Source organism: Streptomyces sp. NPDC111744 (assembly GCF_055634995.1).
In genome coordinates this window covers 743,399-766,763 of sequence record NZ_JBVKCG010000001.1, presented here as the reverse complement: position 1 = coordinate 766,763, position 23,365 = coordinate 743,399, and the positions used below count along the sequence as shown (strand labels likewise).

General features: G+C 70.9%; 25 protein-coding genes and 3 tRNA genes. 22 read left to right on the top strand and 6 right to left on the bottom strand.

Annotated features, from left to right (window positions below; all coding sequences use genetic code 11):
* The first annotated feature begins 1 nt into the window (after position 1).
* From ACZ7OO_RS03650 to ACZ7OO_RS03610, 9 genes are all read left to right on the top strand, one after another.
* Positions 2–553, top strand: a complete 552-nt coding sequence (locus ACZ7OO_RS03650; RefSeq protein ID WP_471501048.1) for a NuoI/complex I 23 kDa subunit family protein — start codon at positions 2–4, stop codon at positions 551–553.
* Positions 550–1,191, top strand: coding sequence for an NADH-quinone oxidoreductase subunit J family protein (locus tag ACZ7OO_RS03645; protein ID WP_471501046.1), 642 nt, complete (start codon positions 550–552; stop codon positions 1,189–1,191). The genes ACZ7OO_RS03650 and ACZ7OO_RS03645 overlap by 4 nt, the downstream gene beginning before the upstream one ends.
* Entirely contained in the window at positions 1,191–1,568 is a 378-nt protein-coding gene (gene nuoK / locus ACZ7OO_RS03640; RefSeq protein ID WP_471501044.1) for an NADH-quinone oxidoreductase subunit NuoK, read from the top strand. The genes ACZ7OO_RS03645 and nuoK overlap by 1 nt, the downstream gene beginning before the upstream one ends.
* Positions 1,565–3,559, top strand: a complete 1,995-nt coding sequence (locus ACZ7OO_RS03635; protein ID WP_471501042.1) for an NADH-quinone oxidoreductase subunit 5 family protein — start codon at positions 1,565–1,567, stop codon at positions 3,557–3,559. Before nuoK ends, ACZ7OO_RS03635 begins: the two co-directional genes overlap by 4 nt.
* Positions 3,560–3,565: 6 nt before the next feature.
* Positions 3,566–5,140, top strand: a complete 1,575-nt coding sequence (locus ACZ7OO_RS03630) for an NADH-quinone oxidoreductase subunit M (protein ID WP_471501040.1) — start codon at positions 3,566–3,568, stop codon at positions 5,138–5,140.
* Positions 5,137–6,660: an NADH-quinone oxidoreductase subunit N gene (locus ACZ7OO_RS03625; protein WP_471501038.1), complete on the top strand. Its 1,524-nt coding sequence runs from the start codon at positions 5,137–5,139 to the stop codon at positions 6,658–6,660. Before ACZ7OO_RS03630 ends, ACZ7OO_RS03625 begins: the two co-directional genes overlap by 4 nt.
* 228 nt (positions 6,661–6,888) lie before the next feature.
* On the top strand, positions 6,889–7,752 hold the full coding sequence (gene htpX / locus ACZ7OO_RS03620; RefSeq protein WP_471501036.1) for a zinc metalloprotease HtpX: 864 nt from the start codon (positions 6,889–6,891) through the stop codon (positions 7,750–7,752).
* On the top strand, positions 7,749–8,141 hold the full coding sequence (locus ACZ7OO_RS03615; protein WP_471501034.1) for a YccF domain-containing protein: 393 nt from the start codon (positions 7,749–7,751) through the stop codon (positions 8,139–8,141). Before htpX ends, ACZ7OO_RS03615 begins: the two co-directional genes overlap by 4 nt.
* Before the next feature lie 111 nt (positions 8,142–8,252).
* Positions 8,253–8,825 carry an SMI1/KNR4 family protein gene (locus tag ACZ7OO_RS03610; protein ID WP_471501032.1) on the top strand — a complete coding sequence of 191 codons (573 nt, stop codon included), beginning with the start codon at positions 8,253–8,255 and terminating at the stop codon, positions 8,823–8,825.
* Between the two features lie 142 nt (positions 8,826–8,967).
* Here the strand turns inward: ACZ7OO_RS03610 and ACZ7OO_RS03605 are convergent, their stop codons facing one another.
* The gene (locus ACZ7OO_RS03605; RefSeq protein WP_471501030.1) at positions 8,968–10,212 is read right to left on the bottom strand and encodes an APC family permease; all 1,245 of its coding nucleotides are present in this window, start codon (positions 10,210–10,212) and stop codon (positions 8,968–8,970) included.
* A 188-nt stretch (positions 10,213–10,400) separates the two neighbouring features.
* Here ACZ7OO_RS03605 and ACZ7OO_RS03600 point away from each other — a divergent pair, with 188 nt between their 5' ends.
* On the top strand, positions 10,401–10,667 hold the full coding sequence (locus ACZ7OO_RS03600) for a GlsB/YeaQ/YmgE family stress response membrane protein (RefSeq protein WP_471501028.1): 267 nt from the start codon (positions 10,401–10,403) through the stop codon (positions 10,665–10,667).
* 79 nt (positions 10,668–10,746) lie between these two features.
* On the opposite strand, the gene ACZ7OO_RS03595 is transcribed toward ACZ7OO_RS03600, so the two are convergent.
* Entirely contained in the window at positions 10,747–11,235 is a 489-nt protein-coding gene (locus ACZ7OO_RS03595) for a YajQ family cyclic di-GMP-binding protein (protein ID WP_307621912.1), read from the bottom strand.
* Positions 11,236–11,458: 223 nt separating this feature from the next.
* On the opposite strand from ACZ7OO_RS03595, the gene ACZ7OO_RS03590 reads away from it, so the two are divergent.
* Positions 11,459–11,540 (top strand) — tRNA-Tyr (locus ACZ7OO_RS03590).
* A 302-nt stretch (positions 11,541–11,842) separates the two neighbouring features.
* A complete protein-coding gene (locus tag ACZ7OO_RS03585) occupies positions 11,843–12,055 on the top strand; it encodes a hypothetical protein (protein WP_471501026.1) in 213 nt (70 codons plus the stop codon).
* A gap of 48 nt (positions 12,056–12,103) precedes the next feature.
* Here ACZ7OO_RS03585 and ACZ7OO_RS03580 read toward each other — a convergent pair whose 3' ends face one another.
* Both ACZ7OO_RS03580 and ACZ7OO_RS03575 read right to left on the bottom strand, forming a co-directional pair.
* Positions 12,104–12,760: an SDR family oxidoreductase gene (locus ACZ7OO_RS03580; RefSeq protein ID WP_471501024.1), complete on the bottom strand. Its 657-nt coding sequence runs from the start codon at positions 12,758–12,760 to the stop codon at positions 12,104–12,106.
* A gap of 388 nt (positions 12,761–13,148) precedes the next feature.
* Positions 13,149–14,417: an amidohydrolase family protein gene (locus ACZ7OO_RS03575; RefSeq protein ID WP_471501022.1), complete on the bottom strand. Its 1,269-nt coding sequence runs from the start codon at positions 14,415–14,417 to the stop codon at positions 13,149–13,151.
* 266 nt (positions 14,418–14,683) lie between these two features.
* Here ACZ7OO_RS03575 and ACZ7OO_RS03570 point away from each other — a divergent pair.
* The 8 genes from ACZ7OO_RS03570 to ACZ7OO_RS03535 all read left to right on the top strand — a co-directional run bounded on the left by ACZ7OO_RS03570 (position 14,684) and on the right by ACZ7OO_RS03535 (position 19,997).
* Positions 14,684–14,756, top strand: a tRNA-Thr gene (locus tag ACZ7OO_RS03570).
* Positions 14,757–14,800: 44 nt separating this feature from the next.
* A tRNA-Met gene (locus ACZ7OO_RS03565) sits at positions 14,801–14,873 on the top strand.
* Between the two features lie 90 nt (positions 14,874–14,963).
* Entirely contained in the window at positions 14,964–15,128 is a 165-nt protein-coding gene (gene rpmG / locus ACZ7OO_RS03560; protein ID WP_003948671.1) for a 50S ribosomal protein L33, read from the top strand.
* Positions 15,129–15,245: 117 nt separating this feature from the next.
* Positions 15,246–15,710 (top strand): FAS1-like dehydratase domain-containing protein, encoded by a 465-nt coding sequence (locus ACZ7OO_RS03555; RefSeq protein ID WP_471501020.1) that lies wholly within the window; start codon positions 15,246–15,248, stop codon positions 15,708–15,710.
* Between the two features lie 8 nt (positions 15,711–15,718).
* Positions 15,719–16,147: a MaoC family dehydratase gene (locus ACZ7OO_RS03550; protein WP_471501018.1), complete on the top strand. Its 429-nt coding sequence runs from the start codon at positions 15,719–15,721 to the stop codon at positions 16,145–16,147.
* A gap of 539 nt (positions 16,148–16,686) precedes the next feature.
* On the top strand, positions 16,687–17,256 hold the full coding sequence (locus tag ACZ7OO_RS03545) for a TetR/AcrR family transcriptional regulator (protein ID WP_471501016.1): 570 nt from the start codon (positions 16,687–16,689) through the stop codon (positions 17,254–17,256).
* A gap of 122 nt (positions 17,257–17,378) precedes the next feature.
* Positions 17,379–18,839, top strand: a complete 1,461-nt coding sequence (locus ACZ7OO_RS03540) for an MFS transporter (protein ID WP_471501014.1) — start codon at positions 17,379–17,381, stop codon at positions 18,837–18,839.
* A gap of 102 nt (positions 18,840–18,941) precedes the next feature.
* A complete protein-coding gene (locus tag ACZ7OO_RS03535; RefSeq protein ID WP_471501012.1) occupies positions 18,942–19,997 on the top strand; it encodes a UDP-N-acetylmuramate dehydrogenase in 1,056 nt (351 codons plus the stop codon).
* Positions 19,998–20,118: 121 nt separating this feature from the next.
* Here ACZ7OO_RS03535 and ACZ7OO_RS03530 read toward each other — a convergent pair whose 3' ends face one another.
* Positions 20,119–20,748, bottom strand: a complete 630-nt coding sequence (locus ACZ7OO_RS03530; RefSeq protein WP_471501010.1) for an NAD(P)-dependent oxidoreductase — start codon at positions 20,746–20,748, stop codon at positions 20,119–20,121.
* A 159-nt stretch (positions 20,749–20,907) separates the two neighbouring features.
* Between ACZ7OO_RS03530 and ACZ7OO_RS03525 the strand changes: the two genes are divergently transcribed.
* Both ACZ7OO_RS03525 and ACZ7OO_RS03520 read left to right on the top strand, forming a co-directional pair.
* Complete coding sequence (locus tag ACZ7OO_RS03525) at positions 20,908–21,531, top strand: TetR/AcrR family transcriptional regulator (protein ID WP_471501008.1); 624 nt, start codon at positions 20,908–20,910, stop codon at positions 21,529–21,531.
* 18 nt (positions 21,532–21,549) lie between these two features.
* On the top strand, positions 21,550–22,218 hold the full coding sequence (locus tag ACZ7OO_RS03520) for a hypothetical protein (RefSeq protein ID WP_471501006.1): 669 nt from the start codon (positions 21,550–21,552) through the stop codon (positions 22,216–22,218).
* Positions 22,219–22,230: 12 nt separating this feature from the next.
* On the opposite strand, the gene ACZ7OO_RS03515 is transcribed toward ACZ7OO_RS03520, so the two are convergent.
* Positions 22,231–23,271, bottom strand: coding sequence for an adenosine deaminase (locus ACZ7OO_RS03515; protein ID WP_471501004.1), 1,041 nt, complete (start codon positions 23,269–23,271; stop codon positions 22,231–22,233).
* Positions 23,272–23,365: the final 94 nt, after the last annotated feature.

Sequence of the window (23,365 nt, the reverse complement as noted above, 5' to 3'; positions counted from 1 at the left end):
CATGGCCCCCATCCCCGGCAGTGGCCTCGCCAAGGGCCTGGCCGTCACCCTGCGCACGATGACCCGGAAATCGGTCACCGAGCAGTACCCGGACGCCCTGCCCGAGCTCCCGCCCCGCACCCGCGGTGTGATCGGCCTGTTCGAGGAGAACTGCACGGTCTGCATGCTCTGCGCCCGTGAGTGCCCCGACTGGTGCATCTACATCGACTCCCACAAGGAGACCGTCCCGGCGGCGACCCCGGGCGGCCGCGAACGCAGCCGCAACGTCCTGGACCGCTTCGCCATCGACTTCTCCCTGTGCATGTACTGCGGTATCTGCATCGAGGTCTGCCCTTTCGACGCCCTGTTCTGGTCCCCGGAGTTCGAGTACGCCGAGACCGACATCCGTGACCTCACCCACGAGCGAGACAAGCTCCGCGAGTGGATGTGGACGGTCCCGGCCCCGCCCGCCCTCGACCTCGGCGCGGAGGAACCGAAGGAGATCGCCGCCGCCCGAAAGACCGCCGAGAAGCTCGCCGCCGCCCAGGCCGAGCCGGGGGAGGGGGAGTCGTGACCTTCCTCGCCCAGGCGCCGCACGGCTTCCTGTCCCCGACCGGCGTGGAGATCGCCTTCCTCCTCGTCGCCCTGGTCACCTTCGGCGCCGCCCTCGTCACGGTGACCACCCATCAGCTGGTGCACGCCGCCCTGTGGCTGGTGGTCAGCCTCGGTGGTCTCGCCGTCGAATACCTGCTGCTGACCGCCGAGTTCATCGCCTGGGTGCAGGTCCTCATCTATGTGGGTTCCGTAGTCGTCCTCCTTCTCTTCGGTCTGATGCTCACCAAGGCCCCGATCGGCCGCTCCCCGGACGCCGACTCCGGGAACCGCTGGGCGGCGCTGGCCGTCGCCGTGGCCGCCGCGGCCGCCCTGGTCTGGGTGGTCGTGGATGCCTTCCGCACCACCTGGATCGACCTGGACGGCGCCGCCGCCGGTTCGACGAAGGTCACCGGCCAGAGCCTCTTCCAGAACTGGGTCCTGCCCTTCGAGGCCCTCTCCGTGCTTCTCCTCGCTGCCCTGGTCGGCGCGATCGTCCTGTCCCGGAAGTCGAAGGCGGACTCGGCCCCGCCCCCTGTGAACGGCCGACCCGTCACGCAGAGTTCCCCTTCCGTCACGGATTCCGGGATTCACCCGATCGAGCAGGAAGGCGCCCGCTGATGCACCTCGCCTATCCCGCCGTCCTCTCCGCCCTCCTCTTCTGCACCGGCCTCTACGGCGTCCTCGCCCGCCGCAACGCGATCCTGGTACTGATGTCGGTCGAGCTGATGCTCAACGCCGTCAACCTCAACCTCGTCGCCTTCGACGTGTGGCTGAGCAAGGCCGCCCGGGACACCCTCCACTCCGGCCAGGCGCTGACCCTGTTCACCATCGCCATCGCCGCCGCCGAGATCGGCATCGGCCTGGCGATCGTCCTCTCCGTCTACCGCAACCGCGGCACCTCCGCCATCGACCGGCTCCGCGACACCGCCGAGGGCCACGAGCACGGCACGCCCACGGACGGGACGGCCGACGAGAAGGCTGAGGCCACCGCGTGACCACGACACACCTCGCCGTCCTCGTCCCCCTCCTGTCCTTCCTGGCCGCCGCGGCCGGCCTGCTCATGGGACGCTCGGCCCCCGGCTTCGTCCGCCTGCTCGCGGTCCTGCCGACGCTCGCCACGCTCGCGCTGGCCATCACGGTCGCCGTCGATCAGGGCGGCGGCCGGGCCGTCGACGCCCACACCCAGCTCACCCCGACCGGCTCGGTCCCGATCGAACTCGCCCTGCACATCGACGGCTTCGCCGCCCTTGTCGCCGTCCTGGTCGCCTTCGTCGCCACCTGTGTGCAGATCTATTCGACCGGCTACCTGCGCGACGACCCGCGCTACCCCTCGTACGCCGCCCTCGTCTCCCTCTTCACCTCCGCGATGCTGCTGGTCGTCTACTCCGGCGACCTGATCGTGCTGCTGGTCGGCTGGGAAGTCATGGGCATCTGTTCCTACTTCCTGGTCGGCCACTACTGGGAGACCCCCGAGGCCCGCGCCGCCTCCATCAAGGCCTTCCTGGTCACCAAGCTCGGCGACGTGCCGTTCCTGATCGGCCTGTTCGCGCTCGCCACCGACGCCGGGTCCTTCCGCATCACGACCGTCCTCGGCACCGTCGCGAACGGCGGACTGCACCATCCGGCCCTGGTCGCCCTGCTGCTCCTGTGCGGCGTGGCGGGCAAGTCGGCGCAGTTCCCGCTGCACACCTGGCTCCCCGACGCCATGGCGGGCCCGACCCCGGTCTCCGCGCTGATCCACGCCGCCACGATGGTCGCCGCCGGTGTCTACTTCGTCGCCCGCCTCCTTCCGGTCTTCGAGGCCAGTGCGGCCGTGATGATCGTCCTCGCCGTCATGGGCGCCGTCACGATGGTCGGTTCGGCCCTCGCCGCCCTCGCCCAGGACGACATCAAGCGCGTCCTCGCCTACTCGACGATCGGTCAGCTCGGCTACATGACCGGCGCCCTCGCCGTCGGTGACCGCGGTGCCGCCGTCTTCCACCTCCTGTCCCACGGCGCCTTCAAGGCACTGCTGTTCCTCGCGGCCGGCGTGATCATCCACGCCGCCGGCACCAACTCGCTGGCCGTCATGTCCCGCACCTCCGGGCTGCGCGAACGCGTCCCGGACGCCTACTGGACGATGACCGTGGCGCTCCTCGCGCTCGCCGCGATCCCGCCCTTCAGCGGCTTCTTCTCCAAGGAGTCCGTCCTGGGTGCCGCCGAGCATGCGGCCACCGGCCACACCGCGCACGCCCCCGGCAGCGCCGGCTGGATCGTCCTCGTCGCCGGCCTGGTCACCGCCGTACTCACCGCCGCGTACGCGACCCGGTTGTGGCTGCTCGCCTTCCGCGGCCGGGGAACCGAGGCCCCGGACCACGGCCGGCAGCCGCTGTCCATGACAGGGGTGCTGTGGGTCCTGGCCGTCCCGTCCCTCGCCTTCGGCGGGTTTGCCTACCGGTCGCTGCCCGGCTGGTTCGACGGCCGCGACCTCACTCCGACCCTCACCACCTCGATCCTCGGCACCGGCCTCGCACTCGTCGGCGGACTCGTCACCTACGGCGCATGGCAGCGCACCAGGGCGCTGGCCGCCGGCGCCCCGATCGGCGCCGTCGCCGCGCACGCCGAGGGCGACGCCGGACTGGTCGAGGCCGAGGCCATCGCCACCCACGAGCCAGCGTTCGGCGACGTGGCCTACGCGCCCGACCCGGCGGACCCCGCCAGGCTGCTGCTCGGACCGCTACGCCGGCCCTCCGCCGAAGGCTTCCACCTGGACGCCGTGTACGACGCGCTGTTCGTCCGCCCGGTCCTGGCCGCGGCGAGCCTTGTCCAGTTCCTCGACCGCGAGGTCGTCGACACCTACGTCCGCGGCGCAGCCGCCGCACCTCGGCTGCTCGGCGCCGCCGTACGGCGGGCCCAGACCGGCAACGTCCAGACCTATGTGAGCGCGCTGCTCGCCGGCACCGTCGTCCTGGCGGTCGCCGTCCTCCTCGTCGCCACGGGAGCGTGAGCAGGCGTGATCGATATCAGCGAGTCCGTGATGCAGTTCCTTCTGGCATTGATCGTCGTCGGCCCGCTTCTCGGCGCCGTCGCCGCCCTGCTCCCCGCCCCGCCCGGGCTGAAGGGGAAGTCACCAGAGCAGGCCGTGCTCCGCCACGGCGTGACCGTGACCGGCGTGATCCTCATCGCCGCGATCGTCCTCGCGCTCGGCTTCGACCACGACCATCCCTCGAGGATGCAGGCCACGACCGACATCAGCTGGATCCCCGCACTCGACGTGCGCATCCACCTCGGCGTCGACGGCATCTCCCTCCCTCTCGTGGTCCTGACCGCGCTGCTGACCTTCCTCTGCGCGCTCTACTCGTACTTCAAGATGCCCGCGGGCCCGTCCCCGAAGGCCTTCGTCGCACTGCTGCTCGTCCTGGAGTCCGGCACCCTCGCGAGCTTCGCCGTCCTTGACCTGCTGCTGTTCTTCCTCGCGTTCGAGATGGTCCTCATCCCGATGTACTTCCTCATCGCCCGCTGGGGCGGCGAGGGACGGACACAGGCCGCCTGGAAGTTCATCCTCTTCACTCTGCTCGGCTCCGTCGTCATGCTGCTCGGCCTGCTCCTGATCGGCATCAAGGCGGGCACGTTCGACATGGTGGCACTCGCCACTGACAACGGCCGGTCGCTGACCACATCCGTGCAGGTCATCGCCGTTCTGGCGATCGGGATCGGGCTCGCCGTCAAGACCCCGATGTGGCCCCTGCACAGCTGGCTGCCGGACGCCCACACCGCCGCGCCGACCGTCGGCTCGGTCCTGCTGGCCGGTGTCCTGCTCAAGATGGGTACGTACGGGTTCGTCCGGATCCTGCTGCCGGTCGCCCCGGACGGATTCCGCACCTTCGCGCCGTACCTCGCCGCCTTCGCCGTGGTCGGGATCACCTACGGCTCCCTGGCCTGCCTGAACCTGGCCAAACGGGGAGCGAAGGGCGACCTCAAGCGTCTGATCGCCTACTCCTCCGTCGGCCACATGGGCTTCGTCCTGCTCGGCATCGCCACCATGACCCCGACCGGCGTGAACGGCGCCCTGTTCGCCAACATCGCCCACGGCCTCATCACCGGCCTGCTGTTCTTCCTGGTCGGCGGCCTCAAGGACCGCACCGGCACCACCGACCTCGACACCCTTGCCGAGGAGAGCGGCGCCGCGCTGTACGGCAAGGCACCGCGCCTCGGCGGACTGCTCGCCTTCGCCGCCGTAGCCTCGCTCGGACTGCCCGGACTCGCCGGGTTCTGGGGCGAGATGCTGGCCCTGTTCGGCGCGTTCAAGCCCGCCGCCGACCTCAGCCGCCCCGCCTTCCTGACCTTCATGGCGATCGCCGCCTTCGGCACCCTTCTGACGGCCGCGTACATGCTGACCGTGGTCCGCCGCGTCTGCATGGGCGCCGTACCGCACGACATGCCCAAGCTCGCCGACGTCCGCACCTACGAGTTCGCGGCCTGGACCCCGCTCGTCGCCCTCACCGTCGTCGCCGGACTGTGGCCGAAGGCCCTGCTCGGGCTGACCGACCCGGCCGTGCAGCAGCTCCTCGCAGGAGGCACCCGATGAGCGCCCTGGCCCAGCCCCTGGCCGCCGACCTCGTCCAGTCCGTCGACTGGCTCGCCGTCGGGCCGCCCACCCTCACCGCGGTCGTCGCCCTCGCCGTCCTGGTCGCCGACCTGTTCGTGCCCGAGGACAGGAAGCCGCTCCTCGGCTGGGTCTCGGTCGCCGGACTCGCCGCGGCCGCCGTCCTGCTGCTGCCGCTCCTGGACCACGACCGCAGCACCTTCTGCCTGACGGGCGCCACGCGCGCGTGCAGCTACACGGCCGACCGGTTCACCCTGGTCGTGCAGTTCCTGGTGCTCGGCGGCGCCCTGCTCACAGCCCTGCTGTCCGTCACCACCCTGAAGGACGGCAACCGCCGCTACCCCCAGGGCGAGTTCTGGTTCCTGCTGCTCTCCTCGGCCGCCGGCGCCGCCCTGCTGCCCGCCTCGCGCGACCTCGCCACCCTGATCGTCGCCCTGGAGGTCGCCTCCCTGCCCGCCTTCGCTCTCGTCGGCATCAGGCACGGCGACAAGAGGTCCTCCGAAGCCGCCCTGAAGTTCTTCCTGTCCTCGGTGACCGCGACCGCCGTCAGCCTCCTGGGCGTCAGCTTCGTCTACGCCACCACCGGCAGCCTCTACCTCACCCAGGTCGCCGACCGCATCCAGCACGTCGACGGCCAACTGCACACCCTCGCCCAAACGGGTGTCGTCCTCACCCTTGTGGGTTTCGCTTTCAAGACGGCCGCCGTCCCCTTCCACTTCTGGGTTCCCGACACCTACGTCGGCGCCCCGCTCCCCATCGCCGCCTACCTGTCCGTCGTCGGCAAAGCCGTCGGCTTCTCCGGCCTGATCCTGGTCACCGTCGTCGCCTTCCCGTCGTACGCCGACGTCTGGGGCCCCGCACTCGCCGCCCTGGCCGCCCTCACCATGACCGTCGGCAACGTCGCAGCCCTGCGCCAGCAGGCCACGCGCGCGTACAGCGCGGTACGACTGCTCGCCTGGTCATCGGTCGGCCAGGCCGGCTATCTGCTCGTGCCGATCGCCGCCGCCGGATACACCAAGGACCCCCAGAAGGCCATCGGCTCCACCGTCGCCTACGCCCTCATGTACGCGGCCGTGAACCTCGGCGCCTTCGCGGTGGCCGCCCTGGTCGGCCGTACGAAGGAACTCAACCGGCTCTCCGACTACCGCGGCCTGTACGGCAAGAACCCGCTGACCGCCCTGCTCCTGGCTTTCTTCCTGCTGTGCCTGGCCGGACTCCCGCCCGGCATCATCGGACTGTTCGCGAAGGTCACCGTCTTCTCCGCGGCCGTCGACGCCGGCCTCGGCTGGCTGGCGGTCATCATGGCCGTCAACGTGGTGATCGCCCTCTACTACTACCTCCAGTGGACGGCCCTGTTGTTCCGCGCCCCGGAAGGCGAGACCGCCAGGCACCGCCTTCCGGCCCCCCTCACCGCCGCGCTCGCCCTCACCGGCGCTCTCGGCGTCGCCCTCTCCGGCGCGCCCCAGCTGGTGCTCCGCTTCGCCGCCACCGGCCTGTTCTGACGCCCTTCACGCGCGTGTGCGCACCACTACGCGCGCGTGGCACGCGGCTCCCACCCGTACGGCTCACGCGGCGCACAGCGGACACAAGGGAACTAGTGGCTGTCGCCTGGCGTTGACCAATGCGGAAGGGTCCACTGGACGTGACACCACGACACCGGTGGCAACGCAGATCGGAAGGCAGCACCGCAGGCAAAGGGTTCCCCTGCCGCACGACTTGGAGGGCGTACCGTGCACCGCCGGCACAACGGACTCAGGACGGCAGTCCTCCTCGGGGGACTGTCGGCACTCATCATCGTCATCGGCAGCTTCTTCGGCCGGACGGGTCTGATCGTCGCGGTCCTCGTCGCCCTCGGCACGAACGCGTACGCGTACTGGAACAGCGACAAACTGGCGCTACGCGCGATGCGCGCGCGCCCGGTGAGCGAATTCGAGGCACCAGCGCTGTACCGGATGGTCCGCGACCTCTCCACGCAGGCCCGCCAGCCCATGCCCCGCCTGTACATCTCCCCGACGGAGGCCCCGAACGCCTTCGCGACGGGCCGCAACCCACGCAACGCCGCCGTGTGCTGCACGGAGGGCATCCTGCGCATTCTGGACGAGCGCGAACTGCGAGGTGTGATCGGCCACGAGCTCAGCCACGTCTACAACCGCGACATCCTCATCTCGTCCGTCGCCGGCGCCCTCGCCTCTGTGATCATGTTCCTCGTCAACTTCGCCTGGCTGATCCCGGTCGGCCGCTCGGACGACGACGATGGCCCCGGCCTCCTCGGCATGCTGCTGATCATGATCCTGGGCCCGCTCGCCGCCACCGTCATCCAGCTCGCCATCAGCCGCTCCCGGGAGTACGAGGCGGACGCCTCCGGCGCCCAGCTCACCGGCGACCCGCTCGCCCTCGCCAGCGCTCTGCGCAAGCTGGAGGCCGGCACCAAGCAGCTCCCGCTGCCCCCCGAGCCCCGGATCGAGACCGCGAGCCACATGATGATCGCGAACCCCTTCCGTCCGGGCCAGGGAGTGTCCAAGATGTTCTCGACGCATCCGCCCATGGCGGAGCGGATCGCCCGGCTGGAGAAGATGGCAGGTCGCCCGCGGTGAAGACCATCCTGAACGTCATTTGGCTCGTCCTGAGCGGCTTCTGGCTGTTCCTCGGGTACCTGCTGGCGGGCGTGATCCTGTGCGTCACGATCGTCGGCATTCCCTTTGGCATAGCCGCGTTCCGCATCGGCGTGTACGCGCTGTGGCCCTTCGGGTACACCACCGTCGAGCGGCGGGACGCGGGTGCCCCCTCCTGTGTCGGCAACGTCCTGTGGCTGGTTCTCGCGGGCTGGTGGCTGGCCCTCGCCCACATCGTCACCGGTGTCGCGATGTGCCTGACCATCATCGGGATCCCGTTCGGCATCGCCAACTTCAAGCTGATCCCTGTCTCCCTGCTCCCGCTGGGACGCGAGATCGTGCGCACGGACCAGCCGTTCGCAGCCCGCTGACCACACCTCATCCGGCCCTTGCCGCACACGAGTTGTGCACAGGCCCGCACCCGGGCCGGGGGTTGTCCACAGGCAGCCGCGACTGTCAGTGGCGGCCTGCATCATGAAGCCATGACCGAGATCGAGCAGTTGCTGACACGGGTGGCCGTACAGGCCCGCGGCTCCCGTCCGTGGGGCTGGCCTTCGCTCCCCGCTCCCGTCGACGTGGCCACGCTCGACCGCGCCCATGAGGCCCTTGGCTTCCCCCTGCCACCCCTCCTCGCCGCGCTCTACGAGCAGGTGGGCGACGGAGGCTTCGGCCCGTCGTACGGCCTGCTGCCCCTGCTCGACGCCGCCCCCTCCGGCGAACCGGCCGCCGTCGCCCAGTACCTCACCAACCGCGAATACGGCCGCAAGAACCCGGAGTGGCCCTGGCCGGAGGGCGTCCTGCCGATATCCCACTGGGGCTGCGGTATGTACGCGTGCGTGGACTGCCGTACCCCGGAGGCCACGGTCCTGCTCTACGAGCCGAACGCCAACGGCGCCGACGGCGCCTGGTTCTTGGACGCGCCCACCCTCACCGACTGGCTGTGCGTCTGGCTGAACGGCACGGGCTGGTACGAGGAGACCGACGAGGGCACGGATCTGGCGCCGTGGGACGGCCTCCTGATACGCACGGTTCCGGCTTCGGAGCAGGCCTTCTGAGAGGCCTGACCTCCTGAGCGGGGCGCCGCGCCTGCCGTGGCGCTGCTCTTCGCCGCAGACTCCAGGTCGCAGAACGCCGTGACCGCCCACCGAGCCGTCGCCCACCGAGTCGGCGTTCGTCGTCGTACGCCGCAGCCGTCGGCTACCGAGCCGTCACCCACCGCCGTACGGCGTACGCCAACGCGCCCACGGCGAGTACGGCCGCTCCCGCGGCCACCGACACCACCGGCAGCGCGAAAGCGAGCGCCGCACAGCCCAGCAGGCCTACCACCGGAACCACGCGGGCTCGCGGGGTCGGATCGAGTGTCCAGGCCGAGGCGTTGGCCACCGCGTAGTACGCCAGCACACCGAAGGAGGAGAAACCGATGGCCCCCCGGACGTCCACCGTCGCCGCCGCCACGGCGACCACCGCGCCGACGGCCAGCTCCGCGCGGTGCGGGACCTGGAAACGCGGATGCACGGCGGCCAGCGCCGGGGGCAGATGGCCGTCACGGGCCATGGCGAGGGTGGTGCGTGACACCCCCAGGATCAGTGCAAGCAGCGACCCGAGCGCGGCCACCGCCGCCCCCACCCGCACCACGGGTACCAGCCCGGGCACCCCGGCCGCCCGCACCGCGTCGGCCAGCGGCGCCCCAGCCCGTCCCAGCGCGTCGGCGCCGAGCACGGAGAGGCCGGCCACCGCCACGCACGCGTACACCACCAGCGCGATACCCAGGGCCAGCGGAATCGCGCGCGGAATGGTGCGCGGCGGGTCCCGTACCTCCTCGCCGAGGGTCGCGATCCGCGCGTACCCGGCGAACGCGAAGAACAGCAGACCGGCCGCCTGAAGCACGCCGCCCACACCCGATGACAGACCGATGTCCAGCCGCCCGGCGTCCGCTCGCCCGGACGTCAGGCACACGACCACCACGGAAGCGAGGACCGCCAGCACCACGGCCACGATCACCCGCGTCAGCCAGGCCGACTTCTGGATGCCGCCGTAGTTCACGGCGGTCAGTGCCAGCACCGCCGTGACCGCCACCACGTGCGCATGCCCGGGCCAGGCGTAGGCACCCACGGTGAGCGCCATCGCGGCGCAGGACGCCGTCTTGCCGACGAGGAAGGCCCAGCCCGCGAGGTATCCCCAGAAGGCGCCGAGCCGTTCCCGCCCGTACACATAGGTGCCGCCCGACTGTGGGTAGCGGGCGGCGAGGCGGGCCGAGGACATGGCGTTGCAGTAGGCGACCAGGGCGGCGACGGCCAGCCCGGGCAGCAGCCCTGACCCGGCGGCGTGGGCCGCCGGGCCCAGGGCCGAGAACACGCCGGCCCCGATCATCGAGCCGAGGCCGACGACCACGGCGTCGCGTACGCCCAGCGTGCGCCGCAGACGGGGAAGGGGGGAGGCCATGCACCGCACCCTACTGATCGTCGCAACCGCGGGGTATCGCCGTGGCGTCCTCGTCATCGACGGGACACGAACAGACGCGCGACGGCCATCTGCGGATGGCTCGGACGGCCTGTCCGGCACAGCCGGCCGAGAACGAAATCACAGGGCCGGAACAGTGCGAACACAGCGCGGAAGGGCAGGTTCAGGGCATGGGCATCATCGGTTGGATCATCCTGGGACTGTTGGCCGGCGTCATCGCCAAAATCCTGCTGCCGGGACGCGACCCGGGCGGCTTCATCGGCACGACTCTCATCGGCATCGTGGGGGCGTTCCTCGGCGGCTGGATATCGGCCCGCTGGCTGGACCACCCCATCACCAAGAACTTCTACGACGGCGCGACCTGGGTGGCGGCGATCGGCGGCTCGCTGGTCCTGCTGATCGTCTACCGCCTCCTGTTCGGCAATTCGCGCGACTGAGCCATCTGCCACGGGGGAGCAGACGAGAGGGGTGGGCACCGGAGGCGTCCACCCTTCCTCGTACTTCGGCAGGCAGTGACTACCGGTAGTTCACGAACTGGAGCGCGAAGTCGAAGTCCTGGCCCTTCAGGAGCGCGATCACGGCCTGAAGGTCGTCGCGGCTCTTGGAGCTGACACGTAGTTCCTCGCCCTGCACCTGGGCCTTCACACCCTTGGGGCCCTCGTCGCGGATGATCTTCGCGACCTTCTTCGCGTTCTCCTGGGAGATGCCCTCCTCGATCGACGCGAAGATCTTGTACTCCTTGCCGGAGAGCTGCGGCTCACCCGCGTCCAGCGCCTTCAGCGAGATGCCGCGCTTGATCAGCTTCGACTGGAAGACGTCGAGGATCGCCTTGACCCGCTCCTCGGAGTTCGCCTGCATCAGGATCTTCTCGCCGGACCAGGCGATCGAGGCGCCCACGCCCTTGAAGTCATAGCGCTGTGAGACCTCCTTGGCGGCCTGGTTGAGGGCGTTGTCGACCTCCTGCCGCTCGACCTTCGAGACGATGTCGAAACTGGAGTCGGCCATGTCCTGTGGCTCCTTGCATCGGGGGGCGTAACGGGATGCGTTCCGGCGCGCGACGGCGGCCGCGCCTGGTGTGGGGACCAGGCCGCATCCGCACCAGCCTAGCCACCCGACGTCTCGCGAGCGCCGATCAATCGGGTGGCGGAGCACCCCTCGGGATCGGGTATTGTTTACGTCGTTGCCAGGGAGCACCGCCGAATAGCGGTTCGACTTGGTGGCAGACCCCGGCGGTGTGCCCGAGCGGCCAAAGGGAGCAGACTGTAAATCTGCCGGCTCAGCCTTCCCAGGTTCGAATCCTGGCGCCGCCACTTTGGGGAAGACCCCCTCTGGACTGTGGAAACACAGATCGGAGGGGGTCTCTTCGTTGTGCCATGGGTGCGTCGAGTGGAGGCGTGACGTGAGGTGATCCATACCGGCGTCGGCGTGTCCGCTTTTGAGGGCTTGTCACCGGGGCGGACTGAAATCTGCCGCCCGGTCGACCCGTGGTTCGACCCAGTGACCCGAAGTGATCCAATCGGTGATCCACCGACACCGGGGACGCCCGGATCAGCCGTCCCCGGGCTCCCGCGGCCCCCGGTAGGTGCGCCACGCCCAGGGGCACACTGAACACATGTCCTCCCGACGTAGAACCTGTCCGGTGTGCCGCCGTGAAATCGCCGTCGTCGCGGGACGCTTCGCGCGGCACGACCCGCCCGGGGCGCGGGAGACCGGCGACCTGGTCTCCTGCTCCGGCTCGCGGCGGCAGGCCCAACTCGAGGCTGTGCAGGCGTCGTTGGACGGTTACGCCGTGCCGGACTTTCCCGGACAACTGCCGCTGTTCTGAGAACTGCGCCCGGCCGCCGTCACAAGTCCCAACGGCCGGACGGCGAGTTCAGTTCCCCGCCACCGACTTCACGGCCACGGTGAGTGGCGTCGAACCGCTGATCAGCTCCAGGGTCAGACCGGCCGTCGCCGGCGTGTCCACCAACTCCGCGAGTACGGCGGCCACGTCGTCGCGAGGGACCTTGCCCCGGCCCGTGTGCGCCTCCAGACGCACGAGGCCCGTGCCCGGCTCGTCCGTCAGTGAGCCAGGGCGCAGGATCGTCCAGTCCAGGGCGCTCTGCCGGGTGACGTACGCGTCGGCCTCTCCCTTGGCCCGCAGATACACGTCGAAGACCTCGTCGCCCTGGTGCGCCGGATCCGCGCCCATCGCGGAGACGATCAAGAAACGGCGCACACCCGCGCGCACGGCCGCGTCCGCGAACAGCACCGCCGCGCCCTTGTCCACGGTCTCCTTACGGGCCGTGCCGCTGCCCGGGCCCGCGCCCGCCGCGAACACGGCGGCGTCCGCTCCCCGCAGGTGCGCCGCGACCTCCTCGACCGACGCCGACTCCAGGTCGAGCAGCACCGGTTCGGCGCCGGCCGCCCGCAGATCGTCGCTCTGCTCGGCTCTCCGGATGATTCCCGCGACCTCGTCCCCACGCGCGGAGAGCAGCCGCTCCAACCGCAGCGCGATCTGACCATGACCACCAGCGATGACAATGCGCATGTTTTCGACCGTACGCCCGAAGCCCCGCGTCCGCCGCACGACTTCATGCGCCCCACGCGTTCGCGTTGGTCCCGTGAAGCGCCCCGCCGGGTTCGCGCCTTCCCTGCGGGAGCGCGCCTCCGCGCCGCGCGCTCCCGCACACTCACCCGCACACCGGCGCCCACGCTCCCGACGCGTGCCCGGTCGCCCACGCGAGCCCCAGCGTCCGCAAGCCTGCCCGCACCCTCTGCCGCGCGCCCAGCCGCCGGCCGGGCCCATCCACCGGCCGCGTGCGCCTCCGCGCCGAGCGCCCCCGCGCCCTGCCACCATCGCAAGCCCGGCACGCCGCCCCAGCGCCGCTCCCGCTTCCCTTCCAGGCGCCAGGGACCTCCGCCCGACGCGCCCCTTCTCAGGACACCTCCCCCCGCCCCTGTCGAGGCAGCCCGAGCTCCGCTGTCGCCGCCGAGTTGCAGTACTCGCGGACCGCGCTGGTGCGTGCCACCACGCGTCCCCGGTGCACCACGATCCGGCTGTAGGCGAGGGAGAGGGCACCGGCCAGGTGGTCGCCGCGTACGGCGAGGAGTTCGGCGGGGAAGCCGGCCTCGACGCGGACCTCCGGAAGACCGAGGGCGGCCCGGGAGGAGGCGCTCACGGTGTCGTAGGCGTCCTCGGGGCGCAAGCCGTGGCGGGAGGCCAGGAGGTAGGCCGCTTCCAGGGGGTCGCCGCGGCCGACGGGGTTCGACAGGTCGCGCAGGGCGCCGCTGCCGGCGGCGACCCGCACCCCGGCCGCGCGCAGCAGCCGTACCGGAGCCGTACCGCGGCGGTCGACGGAGCCGCAGCTGCCCTGGGGCAGGCACACCACCGTGACGCCGGCCGCGGCGAGCTGGTCCGCGACCCGGGCGGCCGCCTCGGCGGGCAGGCGCGCGAGCCCGGCGCATGGTCCGAGCGTCACGCCGGGGCGCATGCCGCCCGCCATCGCCGCGAGCCTCGCCAGCCGGGCCGGGTCGACGGCGTCCGTGTGCAGATCGACCGGGCAGCCGTGCTCGGAAGCGACCTCGAGCACGGCCTCCGCGTAGCCCGTGGGATCGGGGTCCAGGTCGGGACAGCCGCCCAGCACGGACGCGCCCATCTTCGCGGCGTCCCGCAGTATCGCCAGCCCCTCGGTGCCGGCGACGCCGGTCAGCACGCGCGGCATCGCGACCGCCGTCAGCTCCGCGAACCCGCGCAGCGAGCGGCGCGCCTGGAGAACGGCGGAGAGGGCGGCCAGACCCTGGACGTCGCCCACGCGCACGTGCGCGCGTACCGCCGTCGCGCCGTGGCCGAGCTGCAGCAGGGCCGCCTCGGTGGCGCGGCGCTGGACGTCCTCGGGGTCGTACGAGACGGGGCCGCCGCGATCGGCGGAGAGCGCGGTGTCGCCGTGGGCGTGCGGTTCGGCCGGGGCCGGGAGGAGGAGATAGCCGCTCAGATCCACGCGCGCGCCACCCGCGCGGGCCGGACCCGGCGCCAGACTGCCGGCCGTACCGACCGCCTCGATGCGTCCGCCGCCCAGCCGTACGTCCACGGTCCGGCCGTCGGTGAGCCGTGCCCCGCACAGCAGGAGCCCGGCCGGCTCGGACTGTCCCGAGGAACCGGGGGAGTTGGACGACGACGAGGGCGGCTGCGGCTGGCTGTCGGGCATCGCGCTCCAGGAAGGTCGGTCCAGGCGGGGGACTCAAGATCACGCAGAGTGAGTCGAGCCTAGGGTGGCGAGCCGCGCGGAGCGGGGAGGAGCGCAATAGTCGTACCGGCGTCGTCGGACCGGTCGGGAAGGGCTCGGTACGCGCGCGTGGTGAGCGCCGGAAGGGGCCTGGGCGGCTGCCGTGAGCCGGGCGGAAGGGGCCCGCTGGAGCGGCGGGAAACGGATTTGGGTGAACGGCGGCCGAGCGTGTAATGTCTTCATCGCTCGCCCCAATAGCTCAGTCGGCAGAGCGTCTCCATGGTAAGGAGAAGGTCTACGGTTCGATTCCGTATTGGGGCTCTGGTGTGAGAGGTCCCGTCGCGAGGCGGGGCCGATCTCATCAAAGCGGTGTAGCTCAGTCGGTAGAGCAAGCGGCTCATAATCGCTGTGTCACCGGTTCAAGTCCGGTCACCGCTACTGACAGTAGCCGATTGCGGGGTCGGTCCTTCGATCGGCTACTCTTGCTTGCGTTGAAACAGTCCATCCGTTCGTCTTAGGAGCACTCACGTGGCTGCCACCGACGTCCGCCCGAAGATCACGCTGGCCTGCGTGGAGTGCAAGGAGCGGAACTACATCACCAAGAAGAACCGGCGTAACAACCCGGACCGTCTTGAGATGAAGAAGCACTGCCCGCGTTGCAACGCGCACACTGCGCACCGCGAAACGCGATAACAACAGGCTCGTTCGTGAGGCCGCCCCCGACTCGGGGGCGGCCTCACGGCGTTTTGGCAGATGGCTTTCCCGCTAGTTTGTGGGGCATCACAGCAGACATCAGGAGGTGCCGGGCCAATGGCGCTCGATCAGTCCTTCGTGGGACGGACCTACCCACCCACCGAGCCCTACGAGGTGGGCCGGGAGAAGATCCGTGAGTTCGCCGAGGCGGTCGGCGACACCAACCCCGTGTACTCGGACCCGGAGGCCGCCAAGGCGCTCGGCTACTCCGATGTGATCGCCCCGCCGACCTTTGTCTTCTCGATCACTTTCCGGGCGGCCGGGCAGGTCGTCGAGGACCCGCAGCTGGGCCTGGACTACAGCCGGGTGGTGCACGGCGACCAGAAGTTCGCCTACCGGCGTCCGGTGCGTGCCGGCGACCGGCTGACCGTCGTCTCGACGATCGAGTCCATCAAGTCCCTCGCGGGCAACGACGTCATCGACATCCGCGGCGACGTCCGCGACGAGGCGGGCGAGCTGGTGGTGTCCGCCCTGACCAAGCTGGTGGCCCGCGCGGCGGACGCCGAAGGCGGGGAGGCGTGAGTAATCCGATGACATCGAAGATCGCGTACGAGGACGTCGAGGTCGGCACCGAACTGCCCGCCCAGACCTTCCCCGTGACCCGCGCCACGCTGGTGCGGTACGCGGGCGCCTCCGGGGACTTCAACCCCATCCACTGGAACGAGAAGTTCGCCAAGGAGGTGGGCCTGCCGGACGTCATCGCGCACGGCATGTTCACCATGGCCGAGGCGATCCGCGTGGTCACCGACTGGACCGGTGACCCGGGCGCGGTCGCCGAGTACGGCGTCCGCTTCACCCGGCCCGTCGTCGTCCCGAACGACGCCCAGGGCGCCCTGATCGAGGTCAGCGGCAAGGTCGCGGCCAAGCTCGACGACAACACGGTGCGCGTCGATCTCACGGCGACGAGCGCCGGGCAGAAGGTGCTGGGCATGTCGCGGGCGATCGTACGGCTGAGCTGAGCCCTTCCGGGCCGAAGCTGGGCCGAGCCGGGCCGAGCTGCGTGCCGAACCTGGTCGGCGCCCAAGGGGCCCGCGCGTGGTTGAGGTAAGGGGCGCTCTCCATTGCGGGGCGCCCCTTACGTGTCATGGCCCCCAGCCTGTGAAACGGCCACAGCCGAGAGGCCGTTCCCGGCGGTTCCGGCGCGGTCCGGCGCAGTCCGAGAAGGTCCGGCGCGATCCGGCGCGGCCTGTGAAGGTCCGGCGAGGTCCGTTGTGGGCCGCGCCAGCCATCGCGGTCAGGCGCGGTCCGTCGCGGTCAGCCCCTGTCTGTCGGCGTCAGCCCGTGGTCCGTCGCGGTCAGTCCGTGGTCGGTTCCGGCAGTCCGCCGCGGCAGGCCATTCCCGGTGGCTGTTCCAAGGCCGTTCCAAGGCCCGGGTAAGACCTGGTGGCAAGCCTGAGCACGGCGGGCCACAGGCAGAGACAACGGGCGCCCCGGCCCCGGAAACCGCTCCCCAGGCCGCCCCTTGACGTTGTTAGTGATTGAGTACTAACTTCGTCGCATGGTCAGGATGAGTGCTGAGGAGCGGCGCGAAAGTGTGATTCGCGCGGCGATCGCCGAGTTCTCGGAGAGGGGCTACTACGGCACCTCCACCGAGGCGATCGCCAAGCGGGTCGGGGTTTCGCAGCCGTATCTCTTCCGGCTCTTCCCGGGCAAGAAGGCGATGTTCGCCGCCGCCTCGCAGCGCTGCATCGACGAGATGCGCGAGGTCTTCGAGAAGGCGGCCGAGGGGTTGGAGGGGGCGGAAGCGCTGCGCGCCATGGGTGCGGCGTATGTGCAGTTGATCCAGGAGCAGCCGGAGCGGCTCCAGATGCAGATGCAGACGTACATCACCGTGGCCGCCGCTGACGCGGAAGGGGAACGGGAATTCGGTGAGCTCGTGCGGGCCGGCTGGTTGCGGCTCTGGGACACCGTGCATCTGCTCTCCGGCGCCGACGTCGAGGTCACCACGGCCTTCCTGGCCAAGGGGATGCTCATCAACACCTATGCGGCCATGGGGTTCCCGCCCGAGCACCGGGTCTGGCAGGGCGTGTACGCGGTTGCCGCGGGCCCGGAGCGGCTGGAGAAGTAGCGCACAGCGTGACAGGGGGAGAGGCGGTCCGCCGGCCTCGCCCCGGCCCTTTCACGGGCGCGAAAGTTAGTGACTCATAACTAATCAACTCTTGAAGCACGCAAGCACGCTCTGGGGGAGCGATGTCACAACAGACCGCAGAACAGACCGCAGAACAGACCCCACGCCTTGGGGGCGCCGTATGGGCGCTCGTCATCACCAGCGTCGCCGGATTCATGGCGGCCCTCGACAACCTCGTCGTCACCACCGCGCTGCCTTCCATCCGCAAGGACCTCGGCGGGGCACTGGACGACCTCGAATGGACCGTGAGCGCGTACACGCTTACCTTCGCCGTCCTGCTGATGTTCGGCGCGGCCCTCGGCGACCGCTTCGGCCGCCGCAGGCTGTTCCTCGCCGGAATCACCGTCTTCACCGCCGCCTCGGCGGCCGCGGCCATGGCACCCGGCATCGACTCCCTGATCGCCGCCCGCGCGGTGCAGGGTGTCGGCGCGGCCGTGATGATGCCGCTGACGCTCACCCTGCTGACGGCGGCCGTGCCCGAGGCCAGGCGCGGGATGGCGTACGGCATCTGGGGCGCCGTCAACGGGCTCGCGGTCGCCTCCGGGCCGCTCATCGGCGGCAGCCTCACCGAACACGTGTCCTGGCATTGGATCTTCTGGCTGAACGTCCCGCTCGGCCTCGCCCTGCTGCCGCTCGCCCGTCTCCGTCTCGCCGAGTCCCACGGCACCGGCGCACCGCTCGACATCCCCGGCACCCTGCTCGCCAGCGGTGGTCTCTTCGGGATCGTCTACGGCCTGGTGCGCGGCCCCGCCGACGGCTGGTCCAGCTCCCTCGTGCTCACCGGGCTGTTCGCGGGCGGCGCCCTGCTCGTGGGGTTCGTCATCCACGGCAGCCGCGCCAGGAACCCCATGCTGCCGATGCGGCTCTTCCGCTCCCGCGCCTTCTCCGGAATCAACGCGGCCAGCCTGCTGATGTTCCTCGGGATGTTCGGCTCGATCTTCCTGCTCAGCCAGTACATGCAGGGCGTCCTCGGCTACTCGCCCACCGAGGCGGGCCTCAGGATGCTGCCCTGGACCGGCATGCCGATGCTCGTCGCACCGATCGCCGGGATCCTCTCCGACCGGATAGGCGGCCGCCCGGTCGCCGCCGCCGGACTCTTCCTCCAGGCCACCGGGCTCGGCTACATGGCCTCCGTGGTCACCGCACACGCCTCCTACGGTGTCCAGCTGCCCGGTCTGATCATCAGCGGCATCGGCATGGCGCTGTACTTCGCCCCGGCCGCCAACCTCGTGATGTCCGCCGTACGGCCACAGGAACAGGGCATCGCCTCAGGCGCCAACAACGCGCTGCGTGAGGTCGGCGGCGCGCTCGGCATCGCCGTCATGTCGTCCATCTTCGCCGCCCAGGGTGGCTACGAGAGCGCCCAGAGCTTCGTCGACGGGCTGCGGCCCGCCCTGGTCACCGGCTCGGCCGTGGTCGCCCTCGCCGGGATCGCCGCCCTGTTCATCCCCGGCCGGCAGCGCGCCGCACGGAGGGTGACCGAGGGAGAGCCCGCCCCGGCTCTGGAGACCGTCGGCAGCTGACGGCACGCGCGCGTGGGGCCCCGTTTCAGGTGGATGGGGCCCCACGCGCGCGTACGGCTCGTGACAGGTGGACTGTCGGCGGCGTCTCGTAGTCTTGGGCGCGTGCAGGAACTCCACGACGCGCCCCTCGCCCCCCTCACCACCTTCCGGCTCGGCGGCCCCGCCACCCGGCTGCTCACCGCGACCACCGACGCCGAGGTGATCGCCGCCGTCCGTGAGGCCGACGACACCGGGACCCCGCTGCTGGTCATCGGCGGCGGCTCGAACCTGGTCATCAGCGACAAGGGCTTCGACGGCACCGCCCTCCGCATCGCCACCACCGGCTTCGAAGCGCGCGGTACGACGCTGGAGCTGGCGGCCGGTGAAGTGTGGACCGACGCGGTCGCCCGCACCGTCGAGGCAGGCCTCGCGGGCATCGAGTGCCTCGCCGGGATCCCGGGGTCCGCGGGCGCCACGCCCATCCAGAACGTGGGGGCGTACGGCCAGGAGGTCTCCTCGACCATCACCGAGGTCATCGCCTACGACCGGCGGGCCGGCGAGACGGTGACGCTGACCAACGAGGAGTGCGCGTTCTCCTACCGGCACAGCCGGTTCAAGGCCGACCCCGAGCGGTATGTCGTCCTGCGCGTGCGCTTCGAGCTGGAGGACGCGGACGGGCTGTCGTCGCCGGTGCGGTACGCCGAGGCCGCGCGGGCGCTCGGAGTGGAACCGGGGCACCGGGCGCCGCTCGCCGACGCACGCGAGGCCGTGCTCAAACTGCGCGCCGGGAAGGGGATGGTCCTCGACCCCGAGGACCACGACACCTGGTCGGCGGGATCCTTCTTCACCAACCCGATCCTCACCGACGAGCAGTTCGCGGACTTCCACGCGCGCGTGCGTGAGCGGCTCGGGGACGCGGCCGAGCCGCCCGCCTACCCGGCGGGGGAGGGGCGTACCAAGACCTCGGCGGCCTGGCTGATCGACAAGGCCGGGTTCGGCAAGGGGTACGGCAGCGGGCCCGCCCGGATCTCCACCAAGCACACGCTGGCGCTGACCAACCGGGGCGGGGCCACGACCGAGGATCTGCTGGAACTTGCGCGTGAGGTCGTCGCGGGGGTTCGCGAGGCGTTCGGTGTGACTCTCGTCAATGAGCCGGTGACCGTGGGCGCGAGCTTGTAGCGGTCGTACTGAGCGGCCCGGCGGCCGTATCGAGATGCGGCGGCCGTATCGAGAGGTGCGGCGGCCGTATCGAGAGGTGCGGCGGCCGTATGTGGCACAGCCTCCGGCCCTTGCCGCCGCTTCAGTAGGCCACTCCTACCCCCTGCTTCACCGTTCCCGCGTCCTCGATCATCGACAGCATCGCGTGGGCCACGTCCGCCCGTGCGATGAAGCGTCCCTTTGTGGGAAAGCCACCGATCACCGTGCGGTAGGTGCCGGTGAGGGGCTTGTCCTGGAGGCGGGGCGGGCGGACCGACGTCCAGTCGGTGCCGCTGTGCGACAGCTCGGCCTCCATCTCGCGCAGGTCGTCGTAGACCGGCTTGAGGACCCTGCCGATCAGGTCGCGCGCGGTGCGGTCCAGGAGGCCGTCGTCCGGTTCCGGGCCCACCGGGGCCGCGCTGACCACGACGACGCGCCGTACCCCCTCGGCCTGCATCGCGGCCAGGACCGTACGGGTCAGGCGGGCGGCGACCCCGGTGTCTCCCCGGCCGCGCGGGCCCAGACCGGAGAGGACCGCGTCCCGGCCGGCGACCGCGGGACGGACCGCCTCGGGGTCGGTGAGGTCCGCGCGGACCACCTCAAGGCCGGGGCCGGTCACGTCCAGCCTGGCGGGGTCGCGGACGACCGCCGTGACCCGGTGACCGGATGCCAGCGCCTGGCTGACGATCTCCCGGCCGATCCCGCCGGTCGCGCCGAAGACAGTGAGGTTCATAACTGCTCCCGTGTGGTCGTGCGTGTTGGTGCGTCAGTGGTGGGTGAGTATTCACTCACCTCTGCCTGTATCTAGAGTGGGTAAGCACTCACCTACCCGTCAAGGCTCTTCGGGACATCCGTCGCACCCGCAGGAAAGGGCATGTGATCCTTGGGCGTCATGCAGCAGAAACCGGCCCGCGTCCGCATCCTCGACGCCGCTCACGAGCTGATGCGCACCGCCGGGCTCGCCCGCGCCACCACCAAGGAGATCGCCAGGGCGGCCGGCTGCTCCGAGGCGGCGCTCTACAAGTACTTCTCCAGCAAGGAAGAGCTGTTCGTGCACGTCCTGTCGGAGCGACTGCCCCGGCTGATCCCGCTGCTCGGCGAGCTCTCCCACGAACCCGGCAGGGGCTCGCTGCAGGACAACCTCACCCGGATCGCACGCCAGGCCGCCCTCTTCTATGAGGAGAGCTTCCCGATCGCCGCCTCCCTCTACGCCGAGAAGCAGCTCAAACGCCGGCTGGACGACCAGTTGCGGACGATCGGCGCCGGCCCGCATGTGCCGATCGAGGCCCTCGACGCCTACCTGCGCGCCGAACAGGCCGCCGGCCGGATCCGTCCCGACGCCGACACCTTCGCCGCCGCCTCCCTGCTGCTCGGCGCCTGCGTCCAGCGCGTCTTCGCCTTCGAGGCGACCCCGACCGGACAGCGGCCGCCCGTGGACGCGTTCGCCGCCCGGCTCGTCCGCACCCTGCTCGACGGAATCTCCGTTGCCGAGGAACCCGGCCGCCCGCGACCCTGATGCCATGAGGCACTCCGTATGCGGCTGAGACTCCGCGAGTTCCGGCCCCGCGCCGGTCCGCACGAGTACCGAGTCGTCCAGCCCCGGCAGCCCCTGCGCCACACCTCCCTGCGCCGGCCCGCGCCCGTCGGCACGCTCATGGGCGACCACGACGGGCTCAACCGGCTCGCCGGGCTGTTCTCGTTCGCCGCCCACTCACCGCACACGATCGTCCATGTGCCGCTGCGGGACGGGGTGCCGCCCGACGAGGGGCAGGGGCCGCTCGTCGATCTCGTCCTGGCCCACGGCTCGCTCGGCGTGCGCGCATCGCAGTGGCCCGAGCTGCGCCGGCGCCTTCGGCAGGGCGGCGTCCCGCTCACCGTCCGCACCGACGAGGCGCGCACCGCGCGGGACGCCGCCACCTGGCGCGCGCGGCAGCGGTACCCCGACCGCCGGGACGAGCTACGGCACACCCTCCACGCGAACACCTTCTTCCTCTTCGGCGGCCGCGACGTCTTCGCCGAGGCCGCCATGTCCCTGTCCTACACGGCCGGCTGGGGGCCGCGGCAGAAGGGTGTGGCCGACGGGCAGGCGGCGCTGGTGTCCGGGCTGTGGGGGCTGCGGCAGCCACCCGGCGGCGGGCACCCCGTCGAGGTACTGGTCTCCTTCAAGGCCTACCCGCCGTACAGCCACTTCCGAAGACCTTGACGAAGCCCCCGATCACGACACCGGCGTGGTGAGCCAATCGTCGACGCCCGCCAGCAGCCGCGCCTTCACGTCCTCCGGCGCCGCCGAACCCCGTACCGACTGCCGGGCCAGCTCCGCCAGCTCGGCGTCCGAGAAACCGTGGTGCACGCGCGCGATGTCGTACTGGGCGGCCAGGCGGGAGCCGAACAGGAGCGGGTCGTCGGCGCCCAGCGCCATCGGGACGCCCGCCTCGAAGAGAGTGCGCAGCGGGACGTCCTCGGGCTTCTCGTAGACGCCCAGGGCCACGTTGGACGCCGGGCACACCTCGCAGGTGATGCCCCGGTCCGCCAGGCGCTTGAGCAGCCTCGGGTCCTCCGCCGCCCGCACGCCGTGCCCGATCCGGGAGGCGTGCAGGTCGTCCAGGCAGTCCCGCACCGAGGCGGGTCCCGTCAGCTCGCCGCCGTGTGGGGCCGCCAGCAGGCCGCCCTCGCGGGCGATGTGGAACGCCCGGTCGAAGTCCCGCGCCATGCCGCGCCGCTCGTCGTTCGAGAGCCCGAAGCCGACCACGCCCCGGTCGGCGTACCGCACGGCCAGCCGCGCGAGCGTGCGCGCGTCCAGAGGGTGCTTCATACGGTTCGCGGCCACCAGGACGCGCATACCGAGGCCCGTCTCCCGGGACGTCGTCTCCACCGCGTCCAGGATGATCTCAAGGGCCGGGATCAGCCCGCCGAGCATGGGCGCGTACGACGTCGGGTCCACCTGGATCTCCAGCCAGCCCGAGCCGTCCCTGACGTCCTCCTCGGCGGCCTCCCGCACCAGTCGCCGGATGTCCTCGGGCTCTCTCAGACAGGAGCGCGCAGCGTCGTACAGGCGTTGGAAGCGGAACCAGCCGCGTTCGTCGGTGGCCCGTAGTTTCGGTGGTTCGCCGCTGGTCAGGGCATCGGTCAGCGCCTCGGGGAGGCGTACACCGTATTTGTCCGCCAGTTCCAGGACGGTTCCCGGCCGCATCGAACCGGTGAAGTGCAGATGCAGATGAGCCTTTGGCAGCTCAGAGACATCACGTACGTGCTCCATTCCAGGATCCTGCCGCACGCAGCCGCCGTACCGGTAGCCGATTCCCCGTTAGTGGCCTTGCTCGCACATGTGAACGCGCCGACGGAAACGGGCC